This is a genomic window from Martelella sp. AMO21009 (genome assembly GCF_053484295.1).
Genome location: NZ_JBAKFR010000004.1, coordinates 1 through 24,777 on the forward strand (window position 1 = coordinate 1; position 24,777 = coordinate 24,777).

Genomic DNA, 24,777 nt, shown 5'->3' on the forward strand with positions numbered 1-24,777 from the left:
CTGGAACTACTTCAAATCAACAGCATGCGTTGCAGACTAATCGCCCGACGCTCTAAACTCTTTAGTCGCAGTATCCGGATGTTCGCGGGTGTAGCCCGCCTCCTCCGCCATTTCGTAGCGCCAAACACGCATCATCCGACCCGAACAGCCGCTGCCTCACCTTCGAGCGGAAACCGTCGGCGTCGATCAGCAGGTCCCCACCGATCGTCTCGCTGTTCGAGAGCGTTGCCGCAACGTGATCGTCTGCACTGCCGAACCAAGATACTGGGATTTCGCACAGGACCATAGCCGTCTTGGGTAGCGTATCGAACTGGCACACGCACTCATCGGGCGGGCGAGGACTTCCTGTTCGAAGTCCGGAACCTACTTCGCCTGGCGGAAATCACGATGCGTCATACAACCGCTAGCGCAGAGGGAGACAGCATCCTCGCCGTCAGCGCGCTTCCAACCTTCGCCACGCGTTGGCTCATGCTACGTTTGCCTGACTTTCTGGCCCTTCATCCGGAAACACATATCGAACTTTCAACCTCGGTCGAGGTTTTCAACCTTCATGAGCGGCAATGCCATCTTGCCATCCATTACGGACAGCCGATCTGGCCTGGAGGAGTTTGCACCTATCTTTGCAGCGAAGTCGTCCTGCCCGTATTCGGCGGCGCTCTCATGAAACGATCGGTTCCCGATCTCGCAGCCCTGGCGGATTTGCCCAAGATCCACCTCACCGAGCGCCCGCAATTGTGGGGCGAATGGTTTGCGAGACAGGAATTCGACCTGCACAATGCCAATGAAGGCCATTGGTTCGATCAGTTTTCACTCACGATCGAAGCGGTCCGAAACGGCATGGATTGCGCCCTTCTACCACTATACCTGATCGAAAACGAGATCGCCAAGGGCGAATTCAAGGTCATATTTGACGTGCCTCACACCACCGATAACGCCTATTATATCGTGACTCCAGAGGGCCACTCGGCCGAGGCCGGCGATTTCCGTGACTGGTTGATGAGCCAAGTCCGCTTCCGCCCGCTTGTTAATGGCTGAAGGGATCGAACTAAGCCGCAATCGCGGCGACTGGGGCAGGCTTTGAACGGAGCCTCCTGACTGATTGGACGGTGTTGTTGAAACCCATCCTTCAGACAGTCAGAGCCAATATTGGACGCCGATAAGGGGTCACATTCCGAGCCGATTGACCACTTTGAGATTTTACGCCCGACCAACTGCCTCTTCTGAGAAAGCGTCGGAATTGATACGGCAGAGTCCTAAGCACCTATTTGGATCACATCTGTTCGCTTCACGCCCCTAAGTGGGAAGCCCGCGTCCCTCCTGGGGGAAACCACCAAGGTAGAGACAATTGTCCGCCGCAGCCATCGTCGCCCTGTCCAGAGCCGTCTCGACATCTCCTGACATTTTCCAAGTCGTGATGAAATGCGCGATGAATGTGTCCCCGGCTCCGGTCGTATCCACGGCCTGGACTGGCTTGCCAGAAATGCTCCATGTGCTGGTGCCGTCGGAGGCTATCGCCCCCTCAGCGCCTCTCGTCACGACAACAAGCCCATGCCCAAGCGCCAAAAGGCGCTCCATCTCAGCCTGAGCCGCTGGCAAATCCTCGCCCACGGAGCCGAATGCGAGATCCACAGCTGTTGTCAACGGGTTCACGGCACAGTCGACAGACACCGTGGCGCCGCTTCCTGTCAGCTTCTCACACAGAAGATCGCTTTCATTCAAAAGCCCGAAATGCACATGATCCGCCGCGCGCAATGTCTCTATCGCGTCCGGCCCTGGAAAATAGGTCGCACTTGCGCCAAACTCTTCGAATAGAAACTGACGATCCCCTGCGTCGCTATGTGCGATGTCGGTATAGGCGGTAACTTCCGGACGGATTTCGAGACCATCCGCATTCACAGCGTTCAACACAAGCTCTTGCCGGGTCCAGTGCCCATCTTCGTCATCGCCCACAGCCCCGAAATAAGCGGCGTGATGACCCGCCTTGGCGAAATGAACGGCGACATTGAGGGCATTGCCGCCGACGCGGGCAATCTTTTGGGTGAGAAAACGGTCGATGCAATTGTCACCAACGGCCGCAAGGTGAAGTCCTGTCACGCGACTCTCCATCAAAGGGGCGTGGGCCCGCAATCGGGCCCAGGCTTGGTATCAGTAGGCGACACGTTTGTAGTAGCGGCGGGTCACCAGCGGGTGGTCCCGCAGCGCTTCGAGATGCGCGCTCAGACGCTCCAGAAGCGTTGCCATCATAGCCGGAGAAAGCAAGGCGCGCATCTCGTCGGACAGATCGCGGGGGGCAAAATCACGAATGTCTAGGGTCGTGAAGCGATCGGTGTATTGCGGCGCAAAGTTTGCCACACGCTCAGCCAATGCGTCGTAGGCATCTTCGCCCCGGAAGAGTATCAGGCTCACACCTTTTTCGATCAGCTCAAGCGGACCGTGGAAGAAATCGGACGCATGCACCGGGCGGGTGCGGATCCACTGCATTTCCTCAAGGATACAGGTCGCGTAATACAGTGTCTCCGGCCACATGTTTCCGGCGCCGGCGAACATGTGGTAATCCGCGCCAGCGATGATTTTGGCATAGTCTTCGGCTTTCGGCTCAAACGCCTGCTTGGCCTTCAAAAGCGCTTCCGGCACGGTTTGCAGTTCCGCGATCAGGTCCTCGTAATTGTCGATCTCACCGCGCGCTTTCATCACCGACAAGGCGACCAGAAGCGACTGGATGTAGAAGGACTCAGACGAGGTATCGTCTTCGGCGAAATTGACCAAAGCGGGCTTGCCTCCAAGGCCCAGCGGCGTTTCCGCATGACCGATCAGAGTGATCAGCGTGCAGCCGATTTCTTTGAGCTGGTCCATCATCGCAACGCTTTCCTTGGTCGTCCCGGACAGAGACGGTATGATCACGATGGATTTCTCGGTCAGGTTTGCGGATCCGGTGAGCACAAGCTCGGCCGGGTAATCCTTGTAGACCGGAAACCTGGAACGGCGATGGAGAAGTTGAACCGCAGGCTCCATCAGATAAGCGACACCGCCTGTGCCGAGAAAATAGAGGTTGCTTGCGCCATTCGCTATGGCGGCTGAGATCACCTCGTCAATCTGAGGGGCCAGAGAGACTGCCCCGCCCTGGATTTTCAAAAAGCGCGCTTCGTCGAAGTTGAACATGGACTTTCCTTTTTCAAGTGGCCCGATTTGGGCAAAGTTTATCTGTCCGGCGCCCCGCATGGGGCGACGGCTTGCCCCCTTTCGGGGCGTTAGAGCGGGGCGACGTCAGCCTAGAAAGGTGGCAATACGCTCCGAGAGCTGTTGCGCGCTGCGGCGCAGGTGAGTGCAACGGATTTCAAGGGCTTCGCGATCATCTTCGAGACGACCTTTCATCTCCGAAATCATCGCACGGGTGGAAACGGCGGCGGGACCGCCGGTGACAACGCGGCTTGCCACCGCAGAGGTCGGGTCTGTCCAGCTGCGAAGGGTTTCTTCGGAGATGTCGAATATACGACCGATCTCGGCCTCGGCGGCGGCATTCAGTGTGGTGACATCCAGACCCGAGGCATCCTCCCCCCGTGCGATCACCATCTGGACCGCGCGCCCGACGACATGATGGGCATCGCGGAAGGAAATGCCATGAGCGCGCACCAGACCGTCCGCAACATCGGTTGCGGTCGAGAAGTTGGCCGAACACCGCGCCAAAAGCATCTCCGCATTCGGTTCTGCTGTCTCGAAGATCAGGCGCAACAGCGGCAAGGCCTCCGCAAACCGCGCAAAAACCGGCCAGGCATCGGTCAACCCTTCGCGGACGCTGTCGAGCCCGATGGAATAGTTCGATCCTTTGACCGCCGAGAGCGACCCGCTCAGCGCGCCAATGCTGCGCCCTGCTTCCGCGCGGAAAAATTCCAAAGGCAGCATGTTCTTTTTCTGCGGCATGATCGAGGAGGTGCCCGCAACACTGTCCGGGAAGCGCAAGGTGCTGAATTCCCATGTCGTGAAGGTGTAGAGATCCTGCGCCACGCGCGACAGCAACACCTGACAGCTGGTCACGGCCCAGAGAAGCTCGATAACATAATCGCGCGAGGCGACGGCATCGAGACCCGGCGTCGCGATGGCGGCAAAGCCCAAAAGCTCCGCCGTCATATCACGATCAATCGGAAAGGACGTGCCGGCAAAGGCCGCCGATCCAAGCGCGCAGGCGTCAGCACGCGGATAGACGGCGGCGATACGGTCGTATTCCCGCTCCATCCCCCGCGCCACGTTGGCGAGGTAATAGCCGAAGGTGATCGGCTGGGCGGGCTGTAAATGGGTGTAGCCGGGCATCACGGTCTCGGTGTGGCGCTCCGCGGCCGCAAGGCAGGCCTGACGCGCCACGTTCACCTGTTCCAGAAGGTGCAGACACCAATCCCGCGCCGACATCCGATCCAGTGTTGAGCCGATGTCGTTGCGGCTGCGCCCGATATGAAGCCAGCCAGCAGCAGATTTGCCGATGATCTGCCCCAAACGGTTCTCGAAAGCAAAATAGCTGTCCTCGAATTGCGGATCGAGGTCAATCGCCTCCGGCCCTTCGGCCCGCACCTGTGCAATGCCTTTGAGGATCGCCTCTGCGGTCCCTTTCGCGATCAGGCCCTGTATCGCGAGCATGAGCGCGTGGGCTTCGTTGAGCGCGCACATCCGCTCAAGCGCCACGGCATCAAACCCACGCATTGGAGGGGTATAAATGGTTTGAGCGACTTCTGGTGCGGTCGCTTCGGCCAGGCGGGAACTTACAGAATTTTGCATTCTTGCTTGCCTTGAATTGATGTTGTTTCAGTCAGCCGCCTCTGGAGCGCCTGAAGACCTTCGGGGGTCGTGGCGTTGCGCAGCATCGGAAGGAGGTCCGATGCAACATCGGTGTTGGTGAGGACACCATATCGCGTCCCCATGTATCGCGAGAGGCAATCGCACCATTTGCCCGAAAGATCCGCATCTGTCGCCGGAAGGCGCAGACTGCCCGGCGCGGCCTCTGCGGTCATGCTGTGCGTCTCATGATCTCCCACGAAAACGGTCACATGCGCCCCGGTCGCAATGCCGCTGGGCCCAAAGGGCAGATCATGCGCCTCTGCAATGTCGATCCGGTGCATCATGTCTCGGATACGCGGATCGGCAGGGGTGTCATCTTGGAACGCCCTCGCCTCGAAAGCATCCAGTCCGACACGCCCCGACACGGCAGCAGCGGCCAGACAATAGGCCAGAGAAAATCGCCCCTCGTCTCCGCTTTTCGGCGGCGTGCTCTGCAAAATCGCCAGCGCCCGCGGGTCCAGCGCACATGTGATCCGTTGCGGCAGATCATGCTCCGACACGTCGGCGCAGAGCGCCAGCGTGGCGTAGATCGCCGCATGGGTCGCAGTGCAGCTAGGGTAGAGCTTGGTGACAAAGCCCTCTGGCGGAAAGTCAGAGACAACCGCGTCCAGGGTCATGACGTCCTGAGAGAACAGCGCCATCGCCAAGCCTTCGAGCGCGCTTGGACTGCCGTGCCACCCGGCGCGCGCCAGCTCAGCGCAGCGCACACCGGAGGCGGCGGACTGCCCGACCTGAAGCGGTTTCCCCAGACCTCCGAAGGCTCCGCGTCCACCCGATGCGAGCGAGGCAGCCAGACGGATCGCAGAAAGGCTTTGTGCCTGATCCAGCCCCATACACTGTGCCGCAGCAAGCGTCGCCCCAAACACTCCCAAAACGGAGGTCGGATGCCACCCGGCGGCATGCAGCGTCGGGTTCCACGCGGCCCCCAGGAGCAGCATCGCTTTGCAGCCTGTCACATAAGCATCGATCAACTGGGCCTCATCGGCGGTATGTCCGAACCGATTGACGACCGCCAAAGCCGCAGCCAGACTTGGCGCGGAGAGATGCGCCATCGCCAATTCCGTTTCGTCATCGTCATAGTCCAGAAGATGCGCAGAAAACCCGCAATAAAGCGCGGCATCCGAGGTGGACAGCCAGCGATCCGTGCCCAGTACAAAACTCAGGCCCGGTGCAGGCTCTCGCGCGGTCGAAAGCGTACTCATCAGCTGATCCGACCGAGGATCGGCATCCCCCGCGAGCGCCACGGCGAGTGTGTCGCAGATCGCATCCGTGGCAGCCCGGCGTTCAGTCTCTCCGACCGGGAGCTCGCTGAGATGCGACAGGCGTATCTCGAGCGAAGCTCCGGCCAGGGAGGTCCCGGGGAGGCGAGCCCCGGAGCGAGGGGGGATGGTAGACGACAGAGTCACGCGCTGGGCTGCATCGACGCTTCGATGTCCTTGATTTTCTGGTCAATCTTTTGAGCACCCGCGCCACGATAGGGACGCTGATAATAGGCCTCCACACGGGCGCCGACGAGCGAGATCAGGCTGCACAGGACGAAATACACCACCAGGATCGAGCCATAGACCAGATAGGCCGGGCTGCCGCCGCGCATGATCGTCGTTTGTTCAATCAGGATTTGACCGGCGCGGAGCAATTCCTGCGCGCCCACAATTGCGCCCAGAGACGTGGCCTGAACCACAGCAGTCAAAAGGCTGACATAGGGCGGAATGATCACGGGCATGGCCTGCGGTAGAACGATCAGGAACAGGGTCTTAATCGGACCGAAATTGAACGCGGCGGCGGTTTCGCGCTGGCCGGAGCCGACCGACTGAAGACCCGCGCGCAGGATATGCGCCCCATTGGCCCCGCCCCAGATCGATATGGCGATACAGGCCGACCAGAAGGGGCCAAACCCGAGACCGATCAGCGGCAGGATGAAATAGACCATCAGCACGTTGACCATGAGCGGAATGTCCCGCAACACCTCGCACAGCGTGTAGCCTGCCGTTTTGATCACCCGGATTTTCGACTGCAACATGGCGACGAGAAGGATGGCGATCCCGGTGGCACCAATGGCCACAGTCAGAGACATCAGAAGGGTCTCGATGAACCCTGAGAACAGAAAGACGCGATATTCATAAAGAAGCGACATGGTTACCTTCCCACATACGGCCGATCAAGGCGGCGTTCGAGACGATGCCCAAGTGCCGAAACGACGAGCACAACAGCGAGATAGATGACGCAGATCGCCAGAAACATATCGACGGAACGAAATTCATAGGCGATGCGGTCGACGGCCACGAAGGTCAACTCGACAAGCCCGATGGCCTGAAGATAGGCCGAGTTCTTGATCGTGCTCACGACTGTGTTGAGCGTCGAGGGCAAGGCAGAGCGCGCCGCGATGGGGAAGACCACGAAGAGCCCATGGTGCCAGGCGCGCAGCCCCAAAGAGGCGGAGGCATTGCGAATATCCTTACTGACAGAGGTCAGCCCGGCGCGGAAACTTTCGATGTGGAAGGCACTCGCCCAGATCGAAAGCGCGACAACACCCGACCAGAAAATCGACAACTTCAAACCGAGGCTCGGAAGACCGTAGAAAACGAAAAAGACCTGAACCAGATACGGCGTCCCACGGATGAATTCGACATAGGCGGCAATGAGATAGTTCAAAGCCTTGACCGATGACACGCGCAATGCGCAACCGACAGCCCCCGCGAGCAGAGAGATAATAATGGCGAGAAAACTGACGAGCAGCGTCATGCCCAGACCGTTGATCAGGTCCGGCACCGCATCCCATATATAGGCCCAGTCTATCATGATGGCAGAGATCCGTGTCGGTTCATGGCTTCAGGAGATGTTTGGGGGCCACGATGTCGGCCCCCAAAGTAGGTTCAGGATCACATATGCGGCGGTTCTTCGAGGAAGCCGCGCTTCATCACTTCGACAACGGCCGGTTCTTCGACGAATTCGGGGATGACCTCTTCATAGAAACCTTCTTCACGAAGCTGGTCGAGCGCTGCGTTCACGAACGCCATCAGTTCAGGCTCATTCTTACGCAGGCCGATGCCGTTCTGACCAAGATCAAGCCCCTCTTCGACCACACGCAGGTCGTCATAGTTCGAGCCGAGCGTGTAAACGAGACCACCATCGCCAACAAAACCGTCCGCGCGTCCTTGCAGGAGAGCCTGAACACCATCTGCCGTGGTGTTGAGCTGCATCATCTTGATGCCCGGGATGTTTTCTTCGAGCCATTTGATCTGGGAGCCGCCTTTGACGATCAAGAGCGTCTTGCCCTCAAGATCGGCCAGTTTTTCCACCGGGCTGTCGCCCGGCACGAGCACGTTGGACGCACCCCAGAAATAGATGTTCGAGAAGTCGATCACCTCTTCGCGGGCCGGGAAACGACCGAGAGTTGCGAGGATGAGATCAAGTTTTCCGGAGTTCAAAGAGGGGATACGCGCCTCGCTGGTGACACAGGACAGCTCAGCGCCATCCTCGGAACCAAAGGCGTATTCGCCGATTTTCTTAGCCATTTCGACTTCGATCCCCATCGGCGTGCCATCCACACCGGACGCGCCGAAGGGCGGGCTGTCGCATTTCACGCCGATGCGAATGACGCCTTGCTCTTGAATGGCCTCGGGAAGCGGCGGAAAGTCTTGGGCTGCGACCGGGGTCGCAAGGGTGCCAACGATGCTGGTTGCCACCAGAAGGGCAGCAACAGAAGAAAATTTGGTTGTCATGGGATTTCCCTGTGGTTGGTTTTGGTTTGTGGTGAAGGGCATTTGCCCTTTGGCCTGAACCTTCTCGCGGGTTCAGTGAAGGATTTGGCTCAGAAACCGCTGTGTGCGTTCCTCACGCGGATTGCCAAAAAACTCATTCGGTGGCGCACTTTCGATCACGGAACCCTGATCCATGAAGATCACGCGATCCGCGACTTGGCGCGCGAACCCCATCTCATGGGTGACACAGACCATCGTCATGCCCTCGCCCGCCAGTTCCGCCATCGTGTCGAGAACTTCGCGCACCAATTCAGGATCGAGCGCAGATGTCGGTTCATCGAACAGCATGATTTCCGGCGACATACACAGTGAACGTGCGATTGCCACCCGCTGTTGTTGTCCGCCGGAAAGCTGGCTTGGATGTTTATGTGCCTGATCGGGAATGCGAACGCGTTCGAGGTAATGCATGGCAAGCTCATTGGCCTCGGCGCGGGATTTGCCCCGCACCCAACGCTGCGCGAGGGTACAATTGTCGAGGATGGTCAGATGTGGATAGAGGTTGAAGTTCTGGAACACCATCCCGACCCGGCGGCGCACCTTGTCGATATTGGCCTTGTGGTTATTCACCTCGATGCCATCCACCACGATAGAGCCTGATTGATACTCTTCGAGGTGATTGATGCAGCGGATCATCGTGGATTTGCCTGACCCCGAGGGACCACACACGACCACCTTTTCACCACTTGCCACGTCCAGATCAATATCGCACAGAACATGCATTGATCCGAACCACTTATTGACCTTTCGGAATTGAATCCCGCCCTGATCTCCCGGAGCTTCGGACATCCCTGACCTTTCGTTTTTCGTGAGGGCAGTGTTTGCCTCAACTTGTTTGACAACATATCACCACAACGCCTCACTTTCTGTCAATGCTGGATTTTGGTTTTCTTCAAAAACCTAAAAATACCTTATTTTTTCGTATGTTCTGATTGAATGGGTGCCACAAGAGGACTAAATGTTGTCAAACAAGTAAGGAATCACATCTCATGTCCGACCCCCTATCCACGCGACTGGCAGTCATGAATATCCATTATTTTCGCCACAGCCTGCCTCACTTTCTCGATGATGCGGCCGCACTTGGCTTTTCCAAGATCGAGCTTTGGGCCGGCATGCCACACCTCTGCCTAGAGGATGCGACCAGCGACGACATCAAACGTACAAAGCAACTCTTGTTGGAACGCGAACTGGCCCTCATCTGCCTGACGCCTGAGCAATGCTTGTACCCGATAAATCTTGCCTCCGAACATCCCGGCACCGCACGCAGAAGCCACGCGTATTTCTTGCGCGCGCTTGAGGTCGCCGAGGCTTTGGAGTGCCCCCAGATACTCGTCACTGCCGGATGGGGATATGCAAACCAGCCCACCACCGAAGCCTGGAACCGCGCCCGCGATCAACTGGGCAAGCTTGCGCGAGAGGCCCAAAGGAAAGGCGTCACATTGTTGCTTGAGCCACTGTCAAAAACGGAATCCAACCTGATCGTGTCGAGCGCAGATTTGCTTCGCATGATGGATGAGATCTGCTCAGATCAGATCGCGGCAATTCTGGACCTGAATGCGATGGCCGCAGCCGGGGAAACGCCTGACACCTATCTCACACGCTTTGGCGACAGGTTGCGCCATGTCCATATCTGTGACGGAACACCCGAAGGCCATCTGGCATGGGGAGACGGGACACTACCCCTTGCGGAATATATACATAGCCTTGAAAAATCAGGATATACTGGAAACTACAGCTTTGAATTCGTGAGTGCTGACTACTGGCTTGATCCCCGCACGCCCCTTGCGCACTCCCGTTCTGAACTTCTGCAAAGTATATAGAGAGCCACTTATGACTGACCTGCCGCATATCGGCCTTGTGATCTCCGGCGGCACGCTCACCGCCCTCGCCGAGGATCCTTTTGAAATCTGCGACTATGGACAGGCGGGCAGCTTTACCGTTCCCCAGGTGATGCGTCAGTTCGGCCAGCTCGACCAACGCTTTCGCGTCACCGAAGTGCCCTTCGACCCCGTGCCCAGCTTTGACATGGGCCTCTCGAAATGGCGTGACATCTACACAGCGTGCCGAGAAACGCTTTCTCAGCATCCCGACATCCAAGGGTTTGTGCTGACGCATGGCACCGGCGCCTTGGCGGAAACCGCGTTTTTTCTTTCGCTCGTCTGGGATCTCGGGGTGCCTCTTGCCGTCACCGGCGCTCAACGCCCGGCCTCCGCCCAAGGCAGCGACGGGCCAATGAACCTATTCCACGCGCTCAAGGCCGCCGCGGATCTTCGCATTTCAGGCTCCGGAGTTGTCGTTGCGATCAATGCCGAGCTGCATGATCCGCGCGACGTCTCGAAATTCGACAATGCCGCGCTCGACAGTTTTCGCTCGCCTTGGCGCGGCCCTCTAGGACGGTTCACCGGGAATAACCTAGACCTCTTCCGCCCCATTGTTTCACATCTGATACCGGCACCATTGGAAGCGTGGCATAAGTTGTCTGACCTTCCGCGCGTTGACATTCTGTTTTGCCACAGCGACGGGGACTCGACCGCACTGGAGGCATTTTTCGCGGCCGGGGCCAAAGGCATTGTCCTGGCCGGTTTCGCCCCTGGATATGCGACAAGCGTACAGGCTCAGGCCCTAGAGCATTGGTCAAAGACAAATGGCGGCATCGTGATCGCCGCCTCCCACGCCTCTGGCCGTGTCCCGGAAAACAGTCGAAATCAAAGCCACGGCTTTATATCCGCTGCGTGTCTATCGCCATCAAAAGCGAGAATTCTCTTGCAATTGTGCATATCAACAGAAAAATCTCCCGTAGAAGTTGCTAAGTTATTTGACAAGGTGAGTGCAGGATGACCGACAGTGTGGAAAAACTGAAACCAAGCGGGATCGAATGGCTTCGCACCAGCATTTTGGAAATGATTCAGGAAGACGCCTTGTCGCTTGGCGACAAGCTCCCCTCCGAAAAGGTGATGAGCGAGCGATTTCACGTCTCCCGCCCGACGCTGCGCGAAGCCCTCAAACTTCTCGAACGCGACTCCGTGATCGAAGCCCAGCAAGGCAAAGGCCGCTTTGTATCAGCAGGCGCGATGCTGACGATTGCGCGACCGATTACAAAGTTCGAAAGCGTATCCGAGATGGTGCGCAGCCACGGTTACAGCGCAAAAACAAGCATCCTGGGCTTTGCAACAGTCCCCGCGAGCGAAGAGGTCGCAACCGCGCTTGATCTTGCCCCGGAAGCTCCGGTTCTGCGGGTCGAACGGCTGCGCCATGCCAATGAAGAGCCTCTGGTCTATTCGGTCGACTGGATTCCCACTCATTTGTTCAAAAATGGCGAACAGCGCGAGGCCGATTGGGCCGGATCCATCGTGACGCTAATGGCAGAGATTGATCGCCGCCCTGTTGCCTCCACAGCAAATATCACCGCAACGATGCTTCCGGACATGCCAACAAAACTGCATGGCCTACAAAATTTTGGCCCCGCACTTTTGATCGAGGAAACCTGTTTTGCCGAGGATGGCACCCGTGTCATTTTTGCCAAGGATTATCATCGCGGTTCTGCGTTCTCGTTTAGTTTCGTACGCAAATCATGAGCTCTGTGAGCGCTAAGTGGAGTGCGGCTCCTATTGCCGCTGATGATAGGTGGATTGCCCCACCTCGGCCAGCATCCTTTCTCGGAGGACCTCTGCGGGGGTCTTCCAGCCGAGGCATTTTCGGGGCGTATTGTTGAACTGATCGCAGAGCTGTTTCAGTTCATGGTCCGGCATCTTCGTGATGTCTCGCGTGCGTGGTAGCCACTTTCTGACCCGTCGATTGGTATTCTCTACGGTGCCTTTCTGCCATGGCGAAGAGGGGTCGCAAAACCAGGTTTGGGTACCGGGCTCGGCCTGGCGATGCGGCCAACTGACGAACTCTGTGCCGCGATCGAATGATCGACTTGCGTGCGATGAGGGGTAGGTCTCCGATGGCTTTCATGATCTTGCACATGACCGGTTTTTGTGCGCTTGTTCGGGTTCTTTGGCAACACCGTGAAGCGGCTGACACACTCGACCACCGACATGACGTTCGTCTGGTCAAAGCTTTGTTTGAACAAGGCTAAATCAACCGACCAGCTCCCCTGAATGATCTCCGCTACATCGGTTTCGTCCACGGCCACGACCGCAAGCCGCGGCGGCGCATCCTCGATCATCTCAAAATAGCAGGGAGTGCAGGCCAATCAGGATATCACTTTCATTACCGATGGCGGCGAAGAAGTTCGCTCCCTCGCCGAGATGATCGCGCGGGCAAGCGAACATGTCCTCGACTGGTTCTATATCACCATGCGCATCACGGTCCGTCGCCAGTTCGCGCAGGGGCTCGAAAACCACGACGAGCAGGCTGGGCAGAATATGCTTCATGGCCTACGCAATATCAAATGGCATCTCTGGCATGGCAACGGCTATCGTGCCCGTGATGAAATTGCCGATCTGCAATTCGACGCGGAAGGTCTCGAAGCGGACTATCCAAACATGCGCAAGTTCCTGAGCGCCATCGGCGATTTCCAGGCCTACATCGCCTCCAACAGCGCGAGCCTGATTAATTACGGCGAGCGCTATCGCTCTGGAGAGCGCATCTCCTCGGCCTTCGTTGAGGCGACCGTCAACGCCGTCATCTCCAAGCGCTTTGCCAAGAAGTAACAGATGCAACGGAGCGGGACGGTGCGCATCTTCTGCTGCAGACCTCATTCACAGTCGTGGCAGTTTCCCCGGCGGCTCCCTGCGCACGACCTTCCGGCAGTGGTATCCGGGCCTGGCCAACGACAATCAAGAGATCGACGAAACAGCCCGCGCCGCATGATTGCCCCACAAATCCTCATGCTCCCCGACTAGAACTCATTGGCAAAATGGTTCTCGACATTCCGAAGGGATAAGCCGACGTCAGGCAGGTAGGCGTTTCAACATATCGCAGGACCGCGTAGCGAAGATGCTGTCGTATTCGACTCCTCCTGGCTATCAGCGACAATCACCGTTCCGGTGACCGAAGCTGGACGCCTTCGTTTCGACAATCGACCACTGGTTGGACGAAGACAGACAGGTACCTCGCATCGGCCATGTCGCTCACTCGCCCGCCCCCCGGTTCGAGAGGAACGCCTCGATCCGGCTTGCCAGTTCAAACGGGTCGTGACCGACGGTGTGAAGATGGATATCGGGGTTTTCCGGCGCTTCGTAGGGCGACGTTATACTGGTGAAGTTTTCGATCTCGCCGGCCCGCGCCTTCTTGTAGAGCCCTTTCGGGTCACGCTCGGCGCAGACTTCGATCGGAGTTAAGCCGAACCAGCTTTCGGCTTGGCGATGCCTTGCCAAGCGGGGGAAGCTGGTCCTGCCTGCGGCCGAGGTCGCGGATGAGCCGACGACTTTCACGCCGCTTGTGCTGTGTGACACGGATGCGCCACAGGCATTGCGGCCCCCTCGGCAACCAGCATCCAAGCTGCGGCTCGTCTTCGGCGAGGTGGCGGTCGAACTTGCGGCAGATACCCCGGCGGCGCGCATTGCCGAGATCGTGCATGCGCTCAGGGTGTCATCATGATGCCGTCCCACACTGTCCGTATCCTGGTGGCGACGCGGCCGGTTGACTTCAGGAAGGGGCACGACGGTCTCGCCGCATTGGTGCAGGCGACGCTTACGGAGGATCCGTTTACCGGCGCCGTATTCGTGTTCCGGGCGAAGCGGGCACAGTGCGCTTCATAATGCATCCCTCCATCATATTCCGGGCAGCCGGATGACTTTATCATATTGATAATCTTCATAAAATTTTGGCCGTCGATCAACGACACCCTGCACCCCTATCCGGACAGCTTCCGAGGATAGTGCTTCGACGGGAACCATCCACGGTGAACCGGGAAGGATTTGCGTTGCAGGTAAAATTCCTCTCTGCACCAGGCTTTTGGCCGATCCGACGCAAATGCCGAGCTTCTCCGCCGCTTTCATCAAGCTGATCATCGGGACGTCCACTTTGGTGGCATCATATTCGGGAATTCCCAGGCGTTCGCGCATGTCACGAACACGCACGGTCGTCCAGCTCTCGCCATCACCTGTCTTGCAAAGCATCCTATTGAGGGAGACCGCGAGTTCCCGATCTGGCCAATGCCCTCCCAGTTTGCGCAGTGCCTCGACGGCCGATGGTGCGAGTTCGGCAGGATATCTTCCGGTCTTCACGCGCGTCACACGTACCTCTGTGTGCCGACCGCCGGTCCAATGGATCAAGAGCACCGCCTCGTTGGTCGCATCATCGAGATCGCAAATAATCTCCTGAACCAGGATGTGGATGAGCCGCTGCTTCGTTCGCGTCTCCGTGGAGGGCGTATTCCAAACAGTTGGTAAATCCTGGGCAAGCTGCAGGAGGCGGCCGCGATCGATTACGGGGCGTGCTGCTGACAGTGCGGATAGATCCTTGATCTTGCGTTCAAGCACGCCTACTCGCTCCAGGGCATCATTCCATCGGGCTTCCAACTCACGAGCGACATGCCGCTTGGCCGGGTCCACAAGCTCATACCTGCGACTGGCCAACAGCGCTTCGTAGCGTGCGCCTTCGAGGTCCCGCTCGATTGCCGCAATGACATCTCTCCGGGACCGCTCGACTTGATCCGAAGCGAAGATTGCCGCTTCGACAGCACGGTCCGACACCGCATCTAGAATCTGCATCGCAACGGCGCGGTCGACCCTGACGCCGCCAATACCGATACAAAGGCCGACACCCACGTGAGCATCGTCGCCGCGGCACTGATAGCGATGGGCATTGCCTTTTGCGCTGCCGTAGAAGACGCGCATCATTCGGCCACAGCGACCGCATCGCATCAGCCCCGTCAAAAGTGCACGGCCGCCACGCGCAGACTTGCGATCGCAATTCTTCTTCATGTGCGCGTTCTCGGTCAGAAGCTTGTGGTTCTCCTCATACTCTCGCCAACTGATGTAACCTTGATGATTGTCGCGCAACAGCACGCTCCATTCGTCCTTCGGCTTGCGCACCCCAGTAGCCTTGCGAGCCCGGCCATCGACGATCCGCGTTCGCTGCGCACGTCTTCCGAAGGCATAGGCGCCCGCGTAGAGTGGATTGTGAAGAATCTGCATGACGCTGTGGTAGGCCGGCGCCTTCCAAGCAAGTTTGCACACGTCGACATTGCGCAGAACGACTGGCATCTTGATATCGGCCGACCGGAGCCACAAAAAAACCTGTCGTCCACTTCCCAGTTCCCGGAATTTGGCGAAGACGAGCCTGATCGTTTCGGCAACATGTTCGTCCGGATCAATCTCGATTTTGCCCGCCTCGCTCCAGCAAAAGCCCGGCGGCAGCATGAACCGCAGTTCCCCCCGTCCTGCCTTGGAATCACGTGCGGCGATGCCGCGCTGACGCATCAAGCTTAGCTCATACTCCGACATCGTGCCCTTCAATCCAAGCAGCAAACGATCGTTGACGAGCCGCGGATCATAGGCGCCATCCGGATCGATGACCAGCGTGCCAGCAAGCGCGCAAAGGTCGATCAGATGATGCCAGTCCCGGCCATTGCGGGCCAGGCGCGACGCTTCAATGCAATAGACAGCTCCGACATCGCCGGAGCAAACCTGTGCCACAAGCCGCTCGAATCCAGGTCGTTCCATGCTGCCTGAACCGGAGCGGCCGAGATCATCATCGATTACGCTCACCGATGCGAAGCCGGTCGTTGTAGCAGCTCCAGCCAGATCATACTGTCGGCGCTGACTTTCCAGATTACCGGTGACCTGGGTCATTGTGGACTGGCGGACATAGACCACGGCAGCGCGGCAAAGGTGGTCAGGCGTGATCTTCGTGTTCATCAACGCCTCCCGTCTTCGTCATTCTGTTCTCTTCCAAAGCCTCCAGCAGAAGATCCGCCAGCGCTTCCACCAACCCTTTGAGGTTTTTGACCGCCGGAACCTGAAGATTTTGGCGCTCCAACTGCAGAACGAGTTGGTCGCGATTTTGATGTCGCCTGCTTCGCATTATCCTTCTCCTTCTTCCTCGAAGGACGGGATTTTGCGCCTCTTGAGCGAGTCGCGTCGAACGATATCAGCGCCGCTGCCAACTCGTTGAGGCCGGCGATACTGATCTCGGGCGGCCCTAGCGCCATGGTGGTGCAATAACTTTGATCGAACATCCAATTCGGCAATTCGCGACATAGATCTGGACGCTCATCCGTGTAGATGCAGGTTAAACTCTTGCCGCGCCTGAACGGCGACACCTGCACCTTCTTCCCGAACAGCGGGTGCCAAGGATAGGCAATCGTCGAAAAGCGAGAAACGTATGCAGAATGTCGGTAGTTGGGCAGACAGGCTGAGGTTACTGTTCTGTGATGGCAGCGGCCTGGTCATGGCCTACAAGCGGCTTGAGGATAGCACCTTCGCCTGGCCGACGGTTCGTGACGGCGTGATCACATTGAACCGGGCGCAGTTCGAGGCCCTGTTCGCCGGTCTGGACTGGCGCAAGGTGAAAGCTCTGGAGGCCCGCCGCCCGACTGCGGCAGAGTGAATCAGGCACGAGAAAAGGCGGGCATTCGAAGCGGCGTCGGGGTAATCTCCGGTCATGCCATCCACCTCAATCATCGACCTGACCGCCATCCCCGAAACGCAACGCGAAGCCGTCGCTGCAGTGCTGCGCGAGCGGGATGCGCTGAGGGAGGCAAACAAGCGCCTGGAGCATTTGATCGCCGAGCTCAATCACGTGGTCCATGGCAAACGTTCCGAGAAGCTCGATGAAGATGACCGGCAGCTGGCTTTCGAGGATCTCGAGACGGCGGTCGCAGAAGCCGAAGAGAAACAGCAGGAGCAGACGCCGTCTGCGTGCCCGCCCCGCCGTGCGAGCCGGCGCAATCTGGGCAACCTGCCCAGGGACCTGCCCCACATCGAGCGCGTGACCGAACCGGACAGTCGGCTGTGCCCTTGTGGCGGCGGGTTGATGCACAAGATCGGCGAGGATCGCACCGAGCGGCTGGACATCGTGCCCGCGCAGCTGCGGGTGATCGTCACGATCCGCCCCAAATACGCCTGTCGCGTTTGCACCGATGGGGTGACCCAGGCACCGGCCCCGTCTCACCTCATCGAGGGTGGCTTGCCGACCGAGGGAGCCATCGCCCATGTCCTGGTCAGCAAATACGCTGATCACCTGCCATTGTATCGGCAGAGCCAGATTCTTGGCCGTTCGGGCATCGATATCCACCGCAGCACCCTGGCTGACTGGGTGGGCGCCGCCGCCTTCCATCTGGGCCCCGTGGTCGACCGTCTGGCCGACCATCTGAAGACGTCGGGCAAGCTGTTCATGGACGAGACCACCGCCCCGGTGCTGGACCCGGGGCGCGGCAGGACCAGGACCGGATATCTCTGGGCACTGGCCGGCGACGACCGTGGTTGGGGTGGGGATGATCCGCCGGGCGTGGTCTTTTACTACGCACCCGGACGTGCCGGAGAAAATGTGGAGAAAATCCTGCGGGGCTTCGACGGCATCCTGCAACTCGACGGCTATCAGGGCTATAACCGCCTGACACGCCCCTCCCGCAAGGGTGGCGATCCGATCCGCGTGGTCCATTGCTGGGCCCATGCCCGGCGCAAGCTGAAGGAAGTGTTCGACCGCGACGGCTCAAAGATCGCCGCCGAGGGGCTGCGCCGGATTGCCGCGTTCTACAAGGTCGAGGCAGACATCCGCGGCGCGAGCCCGGGACTGCGGCTTTCGGCCCGTCAGGCGCGCACCGTCCCCCTCGTCTCAGTCTTCGGGGTATGGCTGCGCCAGCAGCGCCTGCGCGTCTCCGCCAAGTCGCGCCTGGGGGAAAAGCTTGCCTACATCCATCGGCACTGGGACGGGCTGCAAACTTTCCTGCACGATGGACGGGTCGAGATCGATTCCAGCAGCGTCGAGAACCTGATCCGGCCCATTGCTCTCAACAGGAAAAACGCGTTGCTCGCCGGACATGACGAAGGCGGGCGTGCCTGGGGCCGCATCGCGTCGCCCATCGAGACCGCAAAGATCAACGGCATCGAGCCCTTCACCTATCTCAAAGCCACCCTCGAGGCCATCGCCAACGGTCATCCCCAAAGCCGCATCGATGACCTCCTGCCATGGAACTTCAAGCTGTCAAGCTGATTACCGGTGCGGCCCAAACGACGCTGACGAATGTGCGCCACCAGCCAATCTGGTGTGCGCTTATCCCCTCGAGTCGGTCGTTAAAGCCGTATCAATGGCTGCAGTAAGTGCGGCGCGTCGATCTTCTGCCGTTGGGCTTCGAAGTCCCAGATAACCAAGCGAATAAGACACATGGTTCGTCTTGGTTTCCTGCCGCCTGGCATAATGGTCGAATGAGCGCGGATCAGTTCCGATTTGTTCGGCAGCATTGCCTTTGGCGGCGTTTCATTCGCCATGAGAGCTCTTCCAGGATAACGCATCAGGCAAAGCTGCACGGCAAAACCAAGGCGATTGTGCGGACGTCGGCGGACCTCAATCTCAAGTCTATCCGAGGGCGAGAGAGTAAGTGCCTGATCAGGCTGTCCTCATCTGTGGGTATGTCGAAAAGCGAGCGCCGATCTTGCGGCTTCAGAAGCATGCGTTTGGCCATATGAAACTCCCACCAAAGAGCCGTTGGCCTGTATTCCTGCATGCAATCCTTACATTGGGTACAACTGTCGGAACACGTCCACAGCCAAATTGCTGATGACGGCAGACCAACAGCGAGCCATCTAAGGAGTTCTCTATTCGTACTAGCTTAACGCAGGATTTTGAACTGCTCTTGTTCCGACCCCTGAGAGACTTCCGATACAGGATAGCCTCGTTCCGTGATCTGAAGCACAGCATCGCGTTTGAAATCGTCACTGAAATTCGATTTGCTCATGATCGCCTTCTTACCTCATTTTTAGGCAGGAAGGTGTCTACAATTCCCGGGGCTATTCAGTACCCCCTTCAGGCTCCTTGTAGACGGCACGGCTCCATATGCTGCTTGCTTCCTTCACGACCTTGTCGAAATCGAAATCGCCGGATTTCGGCTGCCAATCGAAAGAAAGCCAGCTGTAGGATGTGAACTCGACCATGATAACCAGCAGGAAGGAAGCTATATCCGGGTCGACATCATGGCATTTTCCGCTTTCCACGCCGCGTTCGATATGTTCGCGGACCCGGTTGATGAACTTTGCTCGCAGTTCGTTCAGGGTTTCCGCCACTTCGGTGTCGAAGGTAGCAACCTGGATGACGCTGCGCATGAAGGCCCGGTGGCGATAGAACATCTTCATATAGGTGCGATTGGCATTCTCCACCCGTTGTTGCGGCGTGCCCGACTGCCGCGAGGATGAGAGCATGAACATCTCGCCCACCACGGTCGCAAGAATCGCCGAGAACACCTCGTTGCGATTCTTGAAATAGAGATAGAACGCCCCCCTGCTCACGCCCGCTCGCTCAACGATATCGGCGACAGTGGTCCCGAAGTAGCCCTTCTGCGAGAAGACTGCTTCCGCCGCCTGAAGAATGAGGGTCTCGGTGTCATGGCTCGAGCTGCGCTCAGGCTTGGTGTGTGCTGGCTGTTTCAATGGTAGTTCCGTTGCTGGGTTGTCGTCGCGCTTTTCGCAAATTACTCGCATCCGCTGCGCTTTCGGCGCTCGGTGTCATGGCCGCCACCCTGCCGGCGACCGCCGCAGATCCCGTCAAGGTCGGCTATATCATCCCGCTTTCAGGCGGCGCTGCGGCTTCGATCGGTCAGGAGATGAGCAGGGCGACCCACATGGCCGTCGAGCAGATCAACGCCGCAGGCGGAATTACCTCACTTGGCGGCACCCCACTGGAGCTTCTCGAAGTGGATTCGCGCGGCGACCCCAAGGTTGCCCTCACAGAGGCTGAGAGGCTGATCACCGTCGAGGACGTCTCAGTCATGATCGGAGCCTTTCAGAGTTCGGTCACCTTCCCGGCCACGGCTGTCGCGGAAAAATACGGCGTCCCGTGGATCGTCGATCTGGCAGCCAAGGCTGACATCACCGAGCGCGGCTACAAATATGTGTTCCGCCCCACGCAGGTTCCCTCTTCGGGCAATGCTGACAGTGTTGTCGATTTCGTGACCTGGGCAAACGAGAAGACCGGGGATCCGGCGGAGACCGCGGCGATCATCTACGAGAACACCGACTGGGGCCAGGATCTGGCGCAGCGTCTGCGCCAGCGCTTCGACGAGGCAGGGATCGAGGTGGTGCTCGATGAATCCTATCCAGCCAATGCGCCGGATCTCAGGCCTCTGGTCCTGAAGGTAAAGGGTCGCAAGCCCGACGTGATCTCGGTCACCGCCTACGCCGCCGACGCCATCCAGCTCCACAAGCTGATCGCCCAGATGCAGATTGACGCCAAGGCCGTGATCGGCAGCGGCGCCGGCCAGGTCGACCCGTCATTCATTCCCTCCGTCGGCGAAGCCGGAACGGAAGGCATTGTCAGCACCAATGGCTGGGCCGGCTACGAATCGACCATCAACACCCCCTTCGCCAGGGATTTCTGGGACAGCTATGTCGCCGAATACGGCACTGATCCGTCGGAATTCTCTGTCGTTGCCTATTCCGTCGTCTGGATCCTCAAGGACGCCCTTGAACGCGCAGGCTCCGCTGATCCGGATGCAATCCGCGATGCGCTCGCCGAAACCCGCTTCGAAGGCAATGATATCGCAAAGTTGCTCGGATACGACGTGGTGTTCGACGAAAAAGGTCAGAACACCAAGAAGCGCTTCGTCGTCCAGCAGATCTCCGATGGCATCTACCGGACCGTCTGGCCGGAGCAGGTTGCAGCCCCCGGCTATGAAATGAAATGGCCCGCTGGCAAAGCCGTCAACTGACCCTGTCCGATCTATCGTCAGCATCGCCGCCCTTCACGCGAAGGGCGGCCCCTGCACCAGACACTCATTCAAGGGCCGATCCATGTCGACCATATTACTTCAGGCGCTTCTGAACGGGATCGCGAGCGGCGCGGTCTACGGGCTGATTGCTCTCGGGCTCAGCCTCCAGTTCGGCGTTATGAAAATCATCAACTTCGCTCACGGCTCATTCCTGATGATCGCGATGTATATCGCAGTCTGGGCGACCCGGAGTCTCGGACTGCATCCTCTCGCCGTGATTGTTCCGGTCGCGGCCATCCTGTTTGTCGCAGGCTACTACATACAGCGCTTCATGATCGAGCCGATCTACCGCAAGGAAGCGACCCGCGAGCCGATCGGGGTGCTGATCTTCACCACCGGTCTCTGGATTTTCCTCGATCACCTGTTCCTGATGATTGCGGGGCCGGATTACCAGGTCATGTCCGGCAACTGGTCGAACGAGATCGTCCTGATCGGTGACCTGATCTTCTCGCTGCCGCAGATCGCGGGCTTCGTCATCGCCACGCTGGTGACGATCGGCGTGATCATCTATCTCGGCAAGACCCGCAGCGGCCGCATGATCCGCGCGACCGGCCAGGACCGGGAAGCCGCGAGCGTGCTCGGCATCGACAGCGCCCATGTCTACCAGTTGTCCTTCGCGATCGGCCTCGCGGTCGTCGGCGTCGCCGGCTGCCTGCTGGTGCCGCTCTATCCGGTGAATCCTTTCGTCGGCGACATTTTCGGCCTGCGCGCCTTTATCATCGTCGTACTGGGCGGCATGGGCTCGATCGGCGGCGCGTTTTGGGGCGGAATCATCATCGGCATTCTCGAATCCGTCGGCGCACAGTTCGTGCCCGTATCCTTTGCCGAAGCCCTGATCTTCATTGTATTCCTTGCCGTGCTCTACATCCGGCCGGCGGGTCTGTTCGGACTGGAGCGCGAATGACCATGCCATCGAAACTGCTTTGGGGGGGGCTTGGCGCCGTTCTTGTCATCGGTATCCCTCTCGTCTTTTCCAACCCATATTCGCTGTCCATCGTCATTCTGGTTCTGCTTTACGCCTATCTTGCTTATGCTTGGAACCTGATCGGCGGGATCGGCGGTCAACTCTCGCTCGGCCATCCGGCCTGGTTCGGGATCGGTGCCTATAGTTCAACCGTTCTGTTCATTGACTTCGGTCTCACGCCCTGGATCGGCATGCTCGTCGGCGCGGTGATCGCTGGCGCGCTCGCCGCCGTCATCGGCCTGCCCTGCTTCAGGTTGCGGGGCGCGTATTTCGCGCTGGCGACGATTGCCGCCACCATGGTGCTGCGCATCATCGTGGAAAATACCCACGGCCTGCTCGGCGGTCCGCGCGGGCTGGAAGTCACGCTGCTGCGTGACGCGCCGCTCATGTTCCAGCACACCCGCAAGGAATTCTATTACGCCGTGGCGGTGGTGATGGTCGCTGTCGCCTTCCTGATCAACCGTGCCGTTCTGCGCTCGCGGTTCGGCGCTTATCTGACCGCGATCAGAAATGATCAGGAAGCCGCGCTCGCGCTCGGCGTCAATGTGAGGCGCTACAAGCTCATGGCCTATGTGCTGAGCGCCGTCATGACCGCGATCGGGGGAACTTTCTATGCCCAGTTCGTGCTGTTCATCAGCCCGGAAAAGGTTTTTGGCGTGGCGCTCAGCGTTCAGATCGCCGTCGTCTGCATCATCGGCGGGCGGGGCACGCTGTGGGGACCGATGTTCGGTGCCATCCTGCTTCTTCTCGGCGAGGAGGCGGCCCGCCGTTTCACCGGCGGCATCGTCGGCGCCGACATGTTGCTCTACGGCCTGATCCTGATGCTGGTCATCGCCTTTGAACCCCGTGGCCTTGTCGCCATTTTCGGCCGCATCGCCACATCGCTTTCCCGTTCAAATGCAAGACCCTCTCTGGAGAAGAATGATGGCGCTGCTTGAATTTCGCAATGTTGCCAAAACCTTCGGCGGGATGACGGCGATCAGAGACATGTCCTTCGAGGTCGAAAACGGCGAGATCGTCGGCCTGATCGGCCCCAATGGCGCGGGCAAGACCACCTTGTTCTCGATCGCATCCGGCTTTTTGAAACCGACCCACGGCAGCGTTCATTTCGACGGCAAGCCGATCGACCGGCTTTCGCCGCCGGCGATCGGCCGGATGGGCCTGTGCCGGACATTCCAGATCGTCCGCCCCTTCGGCGACATGACGGTACTGGAAAACGTCGCGATCGGCGCCTTCCTGCGCCATCCGGCTCATCAGGAGGCCGAAAGGCGGGCAATGGCGGTACTGGAGCGGGTCGGGCTTGCCAGCCGCGCAACCCAGCGCGCCCGGACGCTGACGCTTGCCGGGCGCAAGCGGCTGGAAGTGGCCAAGGCGCTGGCCACCGAACCGCGCATCCTGCTGCTTGACGAGGTCATGGCGGGACTGACCACGGTGGAGACGAGCGCAATGCTCGACCTGCTGCGCAATCTCGCGGCAGACGGGCTCTCCGTGCTGCTGATCGAACACAACATGCATGCGGTGATGAGCGTTTCCGACCGCATCGTCGTGCTGCACCACGGCGTCAAGATCGGCGACGGCTTGCCTGCCGATGTCGCAGCCGACCCGGCGGTGATCGCGGCTTATCTGGGAGGGGACGATGACTGATATCCTCGAAATCCAAGTGCTCCATTCCGGTTATGGCGATATCCGCATTCTCGAAGATGTCTCGCTGTCGGTGGCGACTGGCGAAATCGTCAGCATTCTCGGCGCCAACGGCGCGGGCAAGACCACGCTGATCCGCACGGTCATGGGCACCCTGCCCGCAATGTCCGGCGAGATACGGTTCATGGGCGAGGTCATATCCGGAAAACCCGCTCACCAGATCGCCCGGCTCGGGATAGCCCAGGTGATGGAGGGGCGCCGGCTGTTCCCGCACATGAGTGTCGAGGAAAACCTGTTCGTCGGCGGCGACATCCTGAGAGACGCGCGCAAGACCCGCAACAACCTCGAGTGGATCTATTCGTTGTTTCCGCGCCTGAAGGAAAGGCGGCGCCAGCTCGCACGCTCCTTCAGCGGCGGCGAACAGCAGATGCTGGCGATCGGCCGCGCGCTGATGACCTCGCCGAAACTGCTCCTGCTCGACGAACCCTCCATCGGGCTCGCACCGGTGATGGTCAAGGACATCTTCGCCAAACTGCCGGCGATCAACAGCGAGGGCGTGACGATCCTTCTCGTGGAGCAGGACGTGAAACGATCGCTCAAGCTCGCATCGCGCGGTTACGTCATCGAGCACGGCCGGATCGTGATGGCCGGCACCAGCGAACATCTTCTCGACGATGACGGCCTGCGCAAGGCCTATCTGGGACTTTGAGGTGAAC

22 protein-coding genes and 5 pseudogenes are annotated in these 24,777 nt (G+C 59.0%); 13 read left to right on the plus strand and 14 right to left on the minus strand.

From position 1 onward, the window contains the following. Window positions 1-387: 387 nt before the first annotated feature. Window positions 388-1,035 carry a LysR substrate-binding domain-containing protein gene (locus V6766_RS06245; protein ID WP_448464625.1) on the plus strand — a complete coding sequence of 216 codons (648 nt, stop codon included), beginning with the start codon at window positions 388-390 and terminating at the stop codon, window positions 1,033-1,035. A gap of 258 nt (window positions 1,036-1,293) precedes the next feature. Here the strand turns inward: V6766_RS06245 and V6766_RS06250 are convergent, their stop codons facing one another. From V6766_RS06250 to V6766_RS06285, 8 genes are all read right to left on the minus strand, one after another. After that, window positions 1,294-2,094 carry a PfkB family carbohydrate kinase gene (locus tag V6766_RS06250; protein WP_448464627.1) on the minus strand — a complete coding sequence of 267 codons (801 nt, stop codon included), beginning with the start codon at window positions 2,092-2,094 and terminating at the stop codon, window positions 1,294-1,296. A gap of 51 nt (window positions 2,095-2,145) precedes the next feature. Continuing rightward, a complete protein-coding gene (locus V6766_RS06255; RefSeq protein WP_448464629.1) occupies window positions 2,146-3,159 on the minus strand; it encodes an SIS domain-containing protein in 1,014 nt (337 codons plus the stop codon). Window positions 3,160-3,264: 105 nt separating this feature from the next. Continuing rightward, window positions 3,265-4,764: an argininosuccinate lyase gene (argH, locus tag V6766_RS06260; RefSeq protein WP_448464631.1), complete on the minus strand. Its 1,500-nt coding sequence runs from the start codon at window positions 4,762-4,764 to the stop codon at window positions 3,265-3,267. Beyond that, window positions 4,749-6,230, minus strand: a complete 1,482-nt coding sequence (locus V6766_RS06265) for an MmgE/PrpD family protein (RefSeq protein ID WP_448464633.1) — start codon at window positions 6,228-6,230, stop codon at window positions 4,749-4,751. The genes argH and V6766_RS06265 overlap by 16 nt, the downstream gene beginning before the upstream one ends. After that, window positions 6,227-6,958, minus strand: a complete 732-nt coding sequence (locus V6766_RS06270) for an amino acid ABC transporter permease (RefSeq protein ID WP_448464635.1) — start codon at window positions 6,956-6,958, stop codon at window positions 6,227-6,229. Before V6766_RS06270 ends, V6766_RS06265 begins: the two co-directional genes overlap by 4 nt. Window positions 6,959-6,960: 2 nt before the next feature. Further along, on the minus strand, window positions 6,961-7,593 hold the full coding sequence (locus tag V6766_RS06275) for an amino acid ABC transporter permease (RefSeq protein ID WP_448464637.1): 633 nt from the start codon (window positions 7,591-7,593) through the stop codon (window positions 6,961-6,963). A 110-nt stretch (window positions 7,594-7,703) separates the two neighbouring features. Beyond that, the gene (locus V6766_RS06280) at window positions 7,704-8,546 is read right to left on the minus strand and encodes a transporter substrate-binding domain-containing protein (RefSeq protein WP_448464639.1); all 843 of its coding nucleotides are present in this window, start codon (window positions 8,544-8,546) and stop codon (window positions 7,704-7,706) included. A 72-nt stretch (window positions 8,547-8,618) separates the two neighbouring features. After that, the gene (locus V6766_RS06285) at window positions 8,619-9,371 is read right to left on the minus strand and encodes an amino acid ABC transporter ATP-binding protein (protein WP_448464640.1); all 753 of its coding nucleotides are present in this window, start codon (window positions 9,369-9,371) and stop codon (window positions 8,619-8,621) included. 200 nt (window positions 9,372-9,571) lie between these two features. Here V6766_RS06285 and V6766_RS06290 point away from each other — a divergent pair, with 200 nt between their 5' ends. From V6766_RS06290 to V6766_RS06300, 3 genes are read left to right on the plus strand one after another with little or no spacing between them, the layout of a single operon-like run. After that, entirely contained in the window at window positions 9,572-10,402 is an 831-nt protein-coding gene (locus tag V6766_RS06290; protein ID WP_448464642.1) for a sugar phosphate isomerase/epimerase family protein, read from the plus strand. A gap of 10 nt (window positions 10,403-10,412) precedes the next feature. Beyond that, on the plus strand, window positions 10,413-11,420 hold the full coding sequence (locus V6766_RS06295) for an asparaginase (protein ID WP_448464644.1): 1,008 nt from the start codon (window positions 10,413-10,415) through the stop codon (window positions 11,418-11,420). Next, window positions 11,417-12,157: a GntR family transcriptional regulator gene (locus V6766_RS06300; protein ID WP_448464647.1), complete on the plus strand. Its 741-nt coding sequence runs from the start codon at window positions 11,417-11,419 to the stop codon at window positions 12,155-12,157. Before V6766_RS06295 ends, V6766_RS06300 begins: the two co-directional genes overlap by 4 nt. A 30-nt stretch (window positions 12,158-12,187) precedes the next feature. Here the strand turns inward: V6766_RS06300 and V6766_RS06305 are convergent. Further along, window positions 12,188-12,681 (minus strand): annotated as a pseudogene (locus V6766_RS06305) (IS30 family transposase); the annotation flags it as partial. Window positions 12,682-12,687: 6 nt separating this feature from the next. Here V6766_RS06305 and V6766_RS06310 point away from each other — a divergent pair. Further along, window positions 12,688-13,400 (plus strand): annotated as a pseudogene (locus V6766_RS06310) (ISKra4 family transposase); the annotation flags it as partial. A 260-nt stretch (window positions 13,401-13,660) separates the two neighbouring features. On the opposite strand, the pseudogene V6766_RS06315 reads toward V6766_RS06310, so the two are convergent. Then, window positions 13,661-13,867: pseudogene (locus V6766_RS06315) on the minus strand (adenylyl-sulfate kinase); the annotation flags it as partial. Between the two features lie 258 nt (window positions 13,868-14,125). On the opposite strand from V6766_RS06315, the pseudogene tnpB (V6766_RS06320) reads away from it, so the two are divergent. Beyond that, window positions 14,126-14,272 (plus strand): annotated as a pseudogene (gene tnpB / locus V6766_RS06320) (IS66 family insertion sequence element accessory protein TnpB); the annotation flags it as partial. Window positions 14,273-14,302: 30 nt separating this feature from the next. On the opposite strand, the gene V6766_RS06325 reads toward tnpB (V6766_RS06320), so the two are convergent. Together V6766_RS06325 and V6766_RS06330 are read right to left on the minus strand one after the other, a co-directional pair. Next, complete coding sequence (locus tag V6766_RS06325; RefSeq protein WP_448464649.1) at window positions 14,303-16,393, minus strand: recombinase family protein; 2,091 nt, start codon at window positions 16,391-16,393, stop codon at window positions 14,303-14,305. Beyond that, window positions 16,371-16,559 (minus strand): hypothetical protein, encoded by a 189-nt coding sequence (locus tag V6766_RS06330; RefSeq protein ID WP_448464651.1) that lies wholly within the window; start codon window positions 16,557-16,559, stop codon window positions 16,371-16,373. The genes V6766_RS06325 and V6766_RS06330 overlap by 23 nt, the downstream gene beginning before the upstream one ends. 300 nt (window positions 16,560-16,859) lie before the next feature. Here V6766_RS06330 and tnpB (V6766_RS06335) point away from each other — a divergent pair, with 300 nt between their 5' ends. After that, a complete protein-coding gene (gene tnpB, locus V6766_RS06335) occupies window positions 16,860-17,084 on the plus strand; it encodes an IS66 family insertion sequence element accessory protein TnpB (RefSeq protein WP_448464653.1) in 225 nt (74 codons plus the stop codon). Between the two features lie 54 nt (window positions 17,085-17,138). Next, on the plus strand, window positions 17,139-18,689 hold the full coding sequence (gene tnpC, locus V6766_RS06340) for an IS66 family transposase (protein WP_448464655.1): 1,551 nt from the start codon (window positions 17,139-17,141) through the stop codon (window positions 18,687-18,689). Between the two features lie 72 nt (window positions 18,690-18,761). Here the strand turns inward: tnpC and V6766_RS06345 are convergent. Both V6766_RS06345 and V6766_RS06350 read right to left on the minus strand, forming a co-directional pair. After that, window positions 18,762-19,158 (minus strand): annotated as a pseudogene (locus V6766_RS06345) (DUF4158 domain-containing protein); the annotation flags it as partial. Window positions 19,159-19,483: 325 nt separating this feature from the next. Next, window positions 19,484-20,119, minus strand: coding sequence for a TetR/AcrR family transcriptional regulator (locus V6766_RS06350; protein WP_448464657.1), 636 nt, complete (start codon window positions 20,117-20,119; stop codon window positions 19,484-19,486). Between the two features lie 77 nt (window positions 20,120-20,196). Here V6766_RS06350 and V6766_RS06355 point away from each other — a divergent pair, with 77 nt between their 5' ends. From V6766_RS06355 to V6766_RS06375, 5 genes are all read left to right on the plus strand, one after another. Continuing rightward, a complete protein-coding gene (locus V6766_RS06355; protein ID WP_448464659.1) occupies window positions 20,197-21,396 on the plus strand; it encodes an ABC transporter substrate-binding protein in 1,200 nt (399 codons plus the stop codon). Between the two features lie 82 nt (window positions 21,397-21,478). Further along, complete coding sequence (locus V6766_RS06360; RefSeq protein WP_448464661.1) at window positions 21,479-22,360, plus strand: branched-chain amino acid ABC transporter permease; 882 nt, start codon at window positions 21,479-21,481, stop codon at window positions 22,358-22,360. Further along, a complete protein-coding gene (locus V6766_RS06365) occupies window positions 22,357-23,358 on the plus strand; it encodes a branched-chain amino acid ABC transporter permease (RefSeq protein ID WP_448464663.1) in 1,002 nt (333 codons plus the stop codon). The genes V6766_RS06360 and V6766_RS06365 overlap by 4 nt, the downstream gene beginning before the upstream one ends. Further along, a complete protein-coding gene (locus tag V6766_RS06370; protein WP_448464665.1) occupies window positions 23,342-24,064 on the plus strand; it encodes an ABC transporter ATP-binding protein in 723 nt (240 codons plus the stop codon). Before V6766_RS06365 ends, V6766_RS06370 begins: the two co-directional genes overlap by 17 nt. Before the next feature lies 1 nt (window position 24,065). Beyond that, complete coding sequence (locus V6766_RS06375) at window positions 24,066-24,770, plus strand: ABC transporter ATP-binding protein (RefSeq protein WP_448465141.1); 705 nt, start codon at window positions 24,066-24,068, stop codon at window positions 24,768-24,770. Window positions 24,771-24,777 lie beyond the last annotated feature (7 nt).

Bases quoted from the DNA above. Each gene is read 5' to 3' on its own strand.
- V6766_RS06290 (WP_448464642.1), top strand. From the start codon at position 9,572: ATGTCCGACCCCCTATCCACGCGACTGGCAGTCATGAATATCCATTAT.
- V6766_RS06280 (WP_448464639.1), bottom strand. From the start codon at position 8,546: ATGACAACCAAATTTTCTTCTGTTGCTGCCCTTCTGGTGGCAACCAGC.
- V6766_RS06365 (WP_448464663.1), top strand. From the start codon at position 22,357: ATGACCATGCCATCGAAACTGCTTTGGGGGGGGCTTGGCGCCGTTCTT.
- V6766_RS06295 (WP_448464644.1), top strand. From the start codon at position 10,413: ATGACTGACCTGCCGCATATCGGCCTTGTGATCTCCGGCGGCACGCTC.
- V6766_RS06255 (WP_448464629.1), bottom strand. From the start codon at position 3,159: ATGTTCAACTTCGACGAAGCGCGCTTTTTGAAAATCCAGGGCGGGGCA.
- tnpB (WP_448464653.1), top strand. From the start codon at position 16,860: ATGCAGAATGTCGGTAGTTGGGCAGACAGGCTGAGGTTACTGTTCTGT.
- V6766_RS06300 (WP_448464647.1), top strand. From the start codon at position 11,417: ATGACCGACAGTGTGGAAAAACTGAAACCAAGCGGGATCGAATGGCTT.
- V6766_RS06370 (WP_448464665.1), top strand. From the start codon at position 23,342: ATGATGGCGCTGCTTGAATTTCGCAATGTTGCCAAAACCTTCGGCGGG.
- V6766_RS06270 (WP_448464635.1), bottom strand. From the start codon at position 6,958: ATGTCGCTTCTTTATGAATATCGCGTCTTTCTGTTCTCAGGGTTCATC.
- V6766_RS06360 (WP_448464661.1), top strand. From the start codon at position 21,479: ATGTCGACCATATTACTTCAGGCGCTTCTGAACGGGATCGCGAGCGGC.
- V6766_RS06330 (WP_448464651.1), bottom strand. From the start codon at position 16,559: ATGCGAAGCAGGCGACATCAAAATCGCGACCAACTCGTTCTGCAGTTG.
- V6766_RS06245 (WP_448464625.1), top strand. From the start codon at position 388: ATGCGTCATACAACCGCTAGCGCAGAGGGAGACAGCATCCTCGCCGTC.
- V6766_RS06355 (WP_448464659.1), top strand. From the start codon at position 20,197: ATGGCCGCCACCCTGCCGGCGACCGCCGCAGATCCCGTCAAGGTCGGC.
- V6766_RS06285 (WP_448464640.1), bottom strand. From the start codon at position 9,371: ATGTCCGAAGCTCCGGGAGATCAGGGCGGGATTCAATTCCGAAAGGTC.
- argH (WP_448464631.1), bottom strand. From the start codon at position 4,764: ATGCAAAATTCTGTAAGTTCCCGCCTGGCCGAAGCGACCGCACCAGAA.
- tnpC (WP_448464655.1), top strand. From the start codon at position 17,139: ATGCCATCCACCTCAATCATCGACCTGACCGCCATCCCCGAAACGCAA.
- V6766_RS06325 (WP_448464649.1), bottom strand. From the start codon at position 16,393: ATGAACACGAAGATCACGCCTGACCACCTTTGCCGCGCTGCCGTGGTC.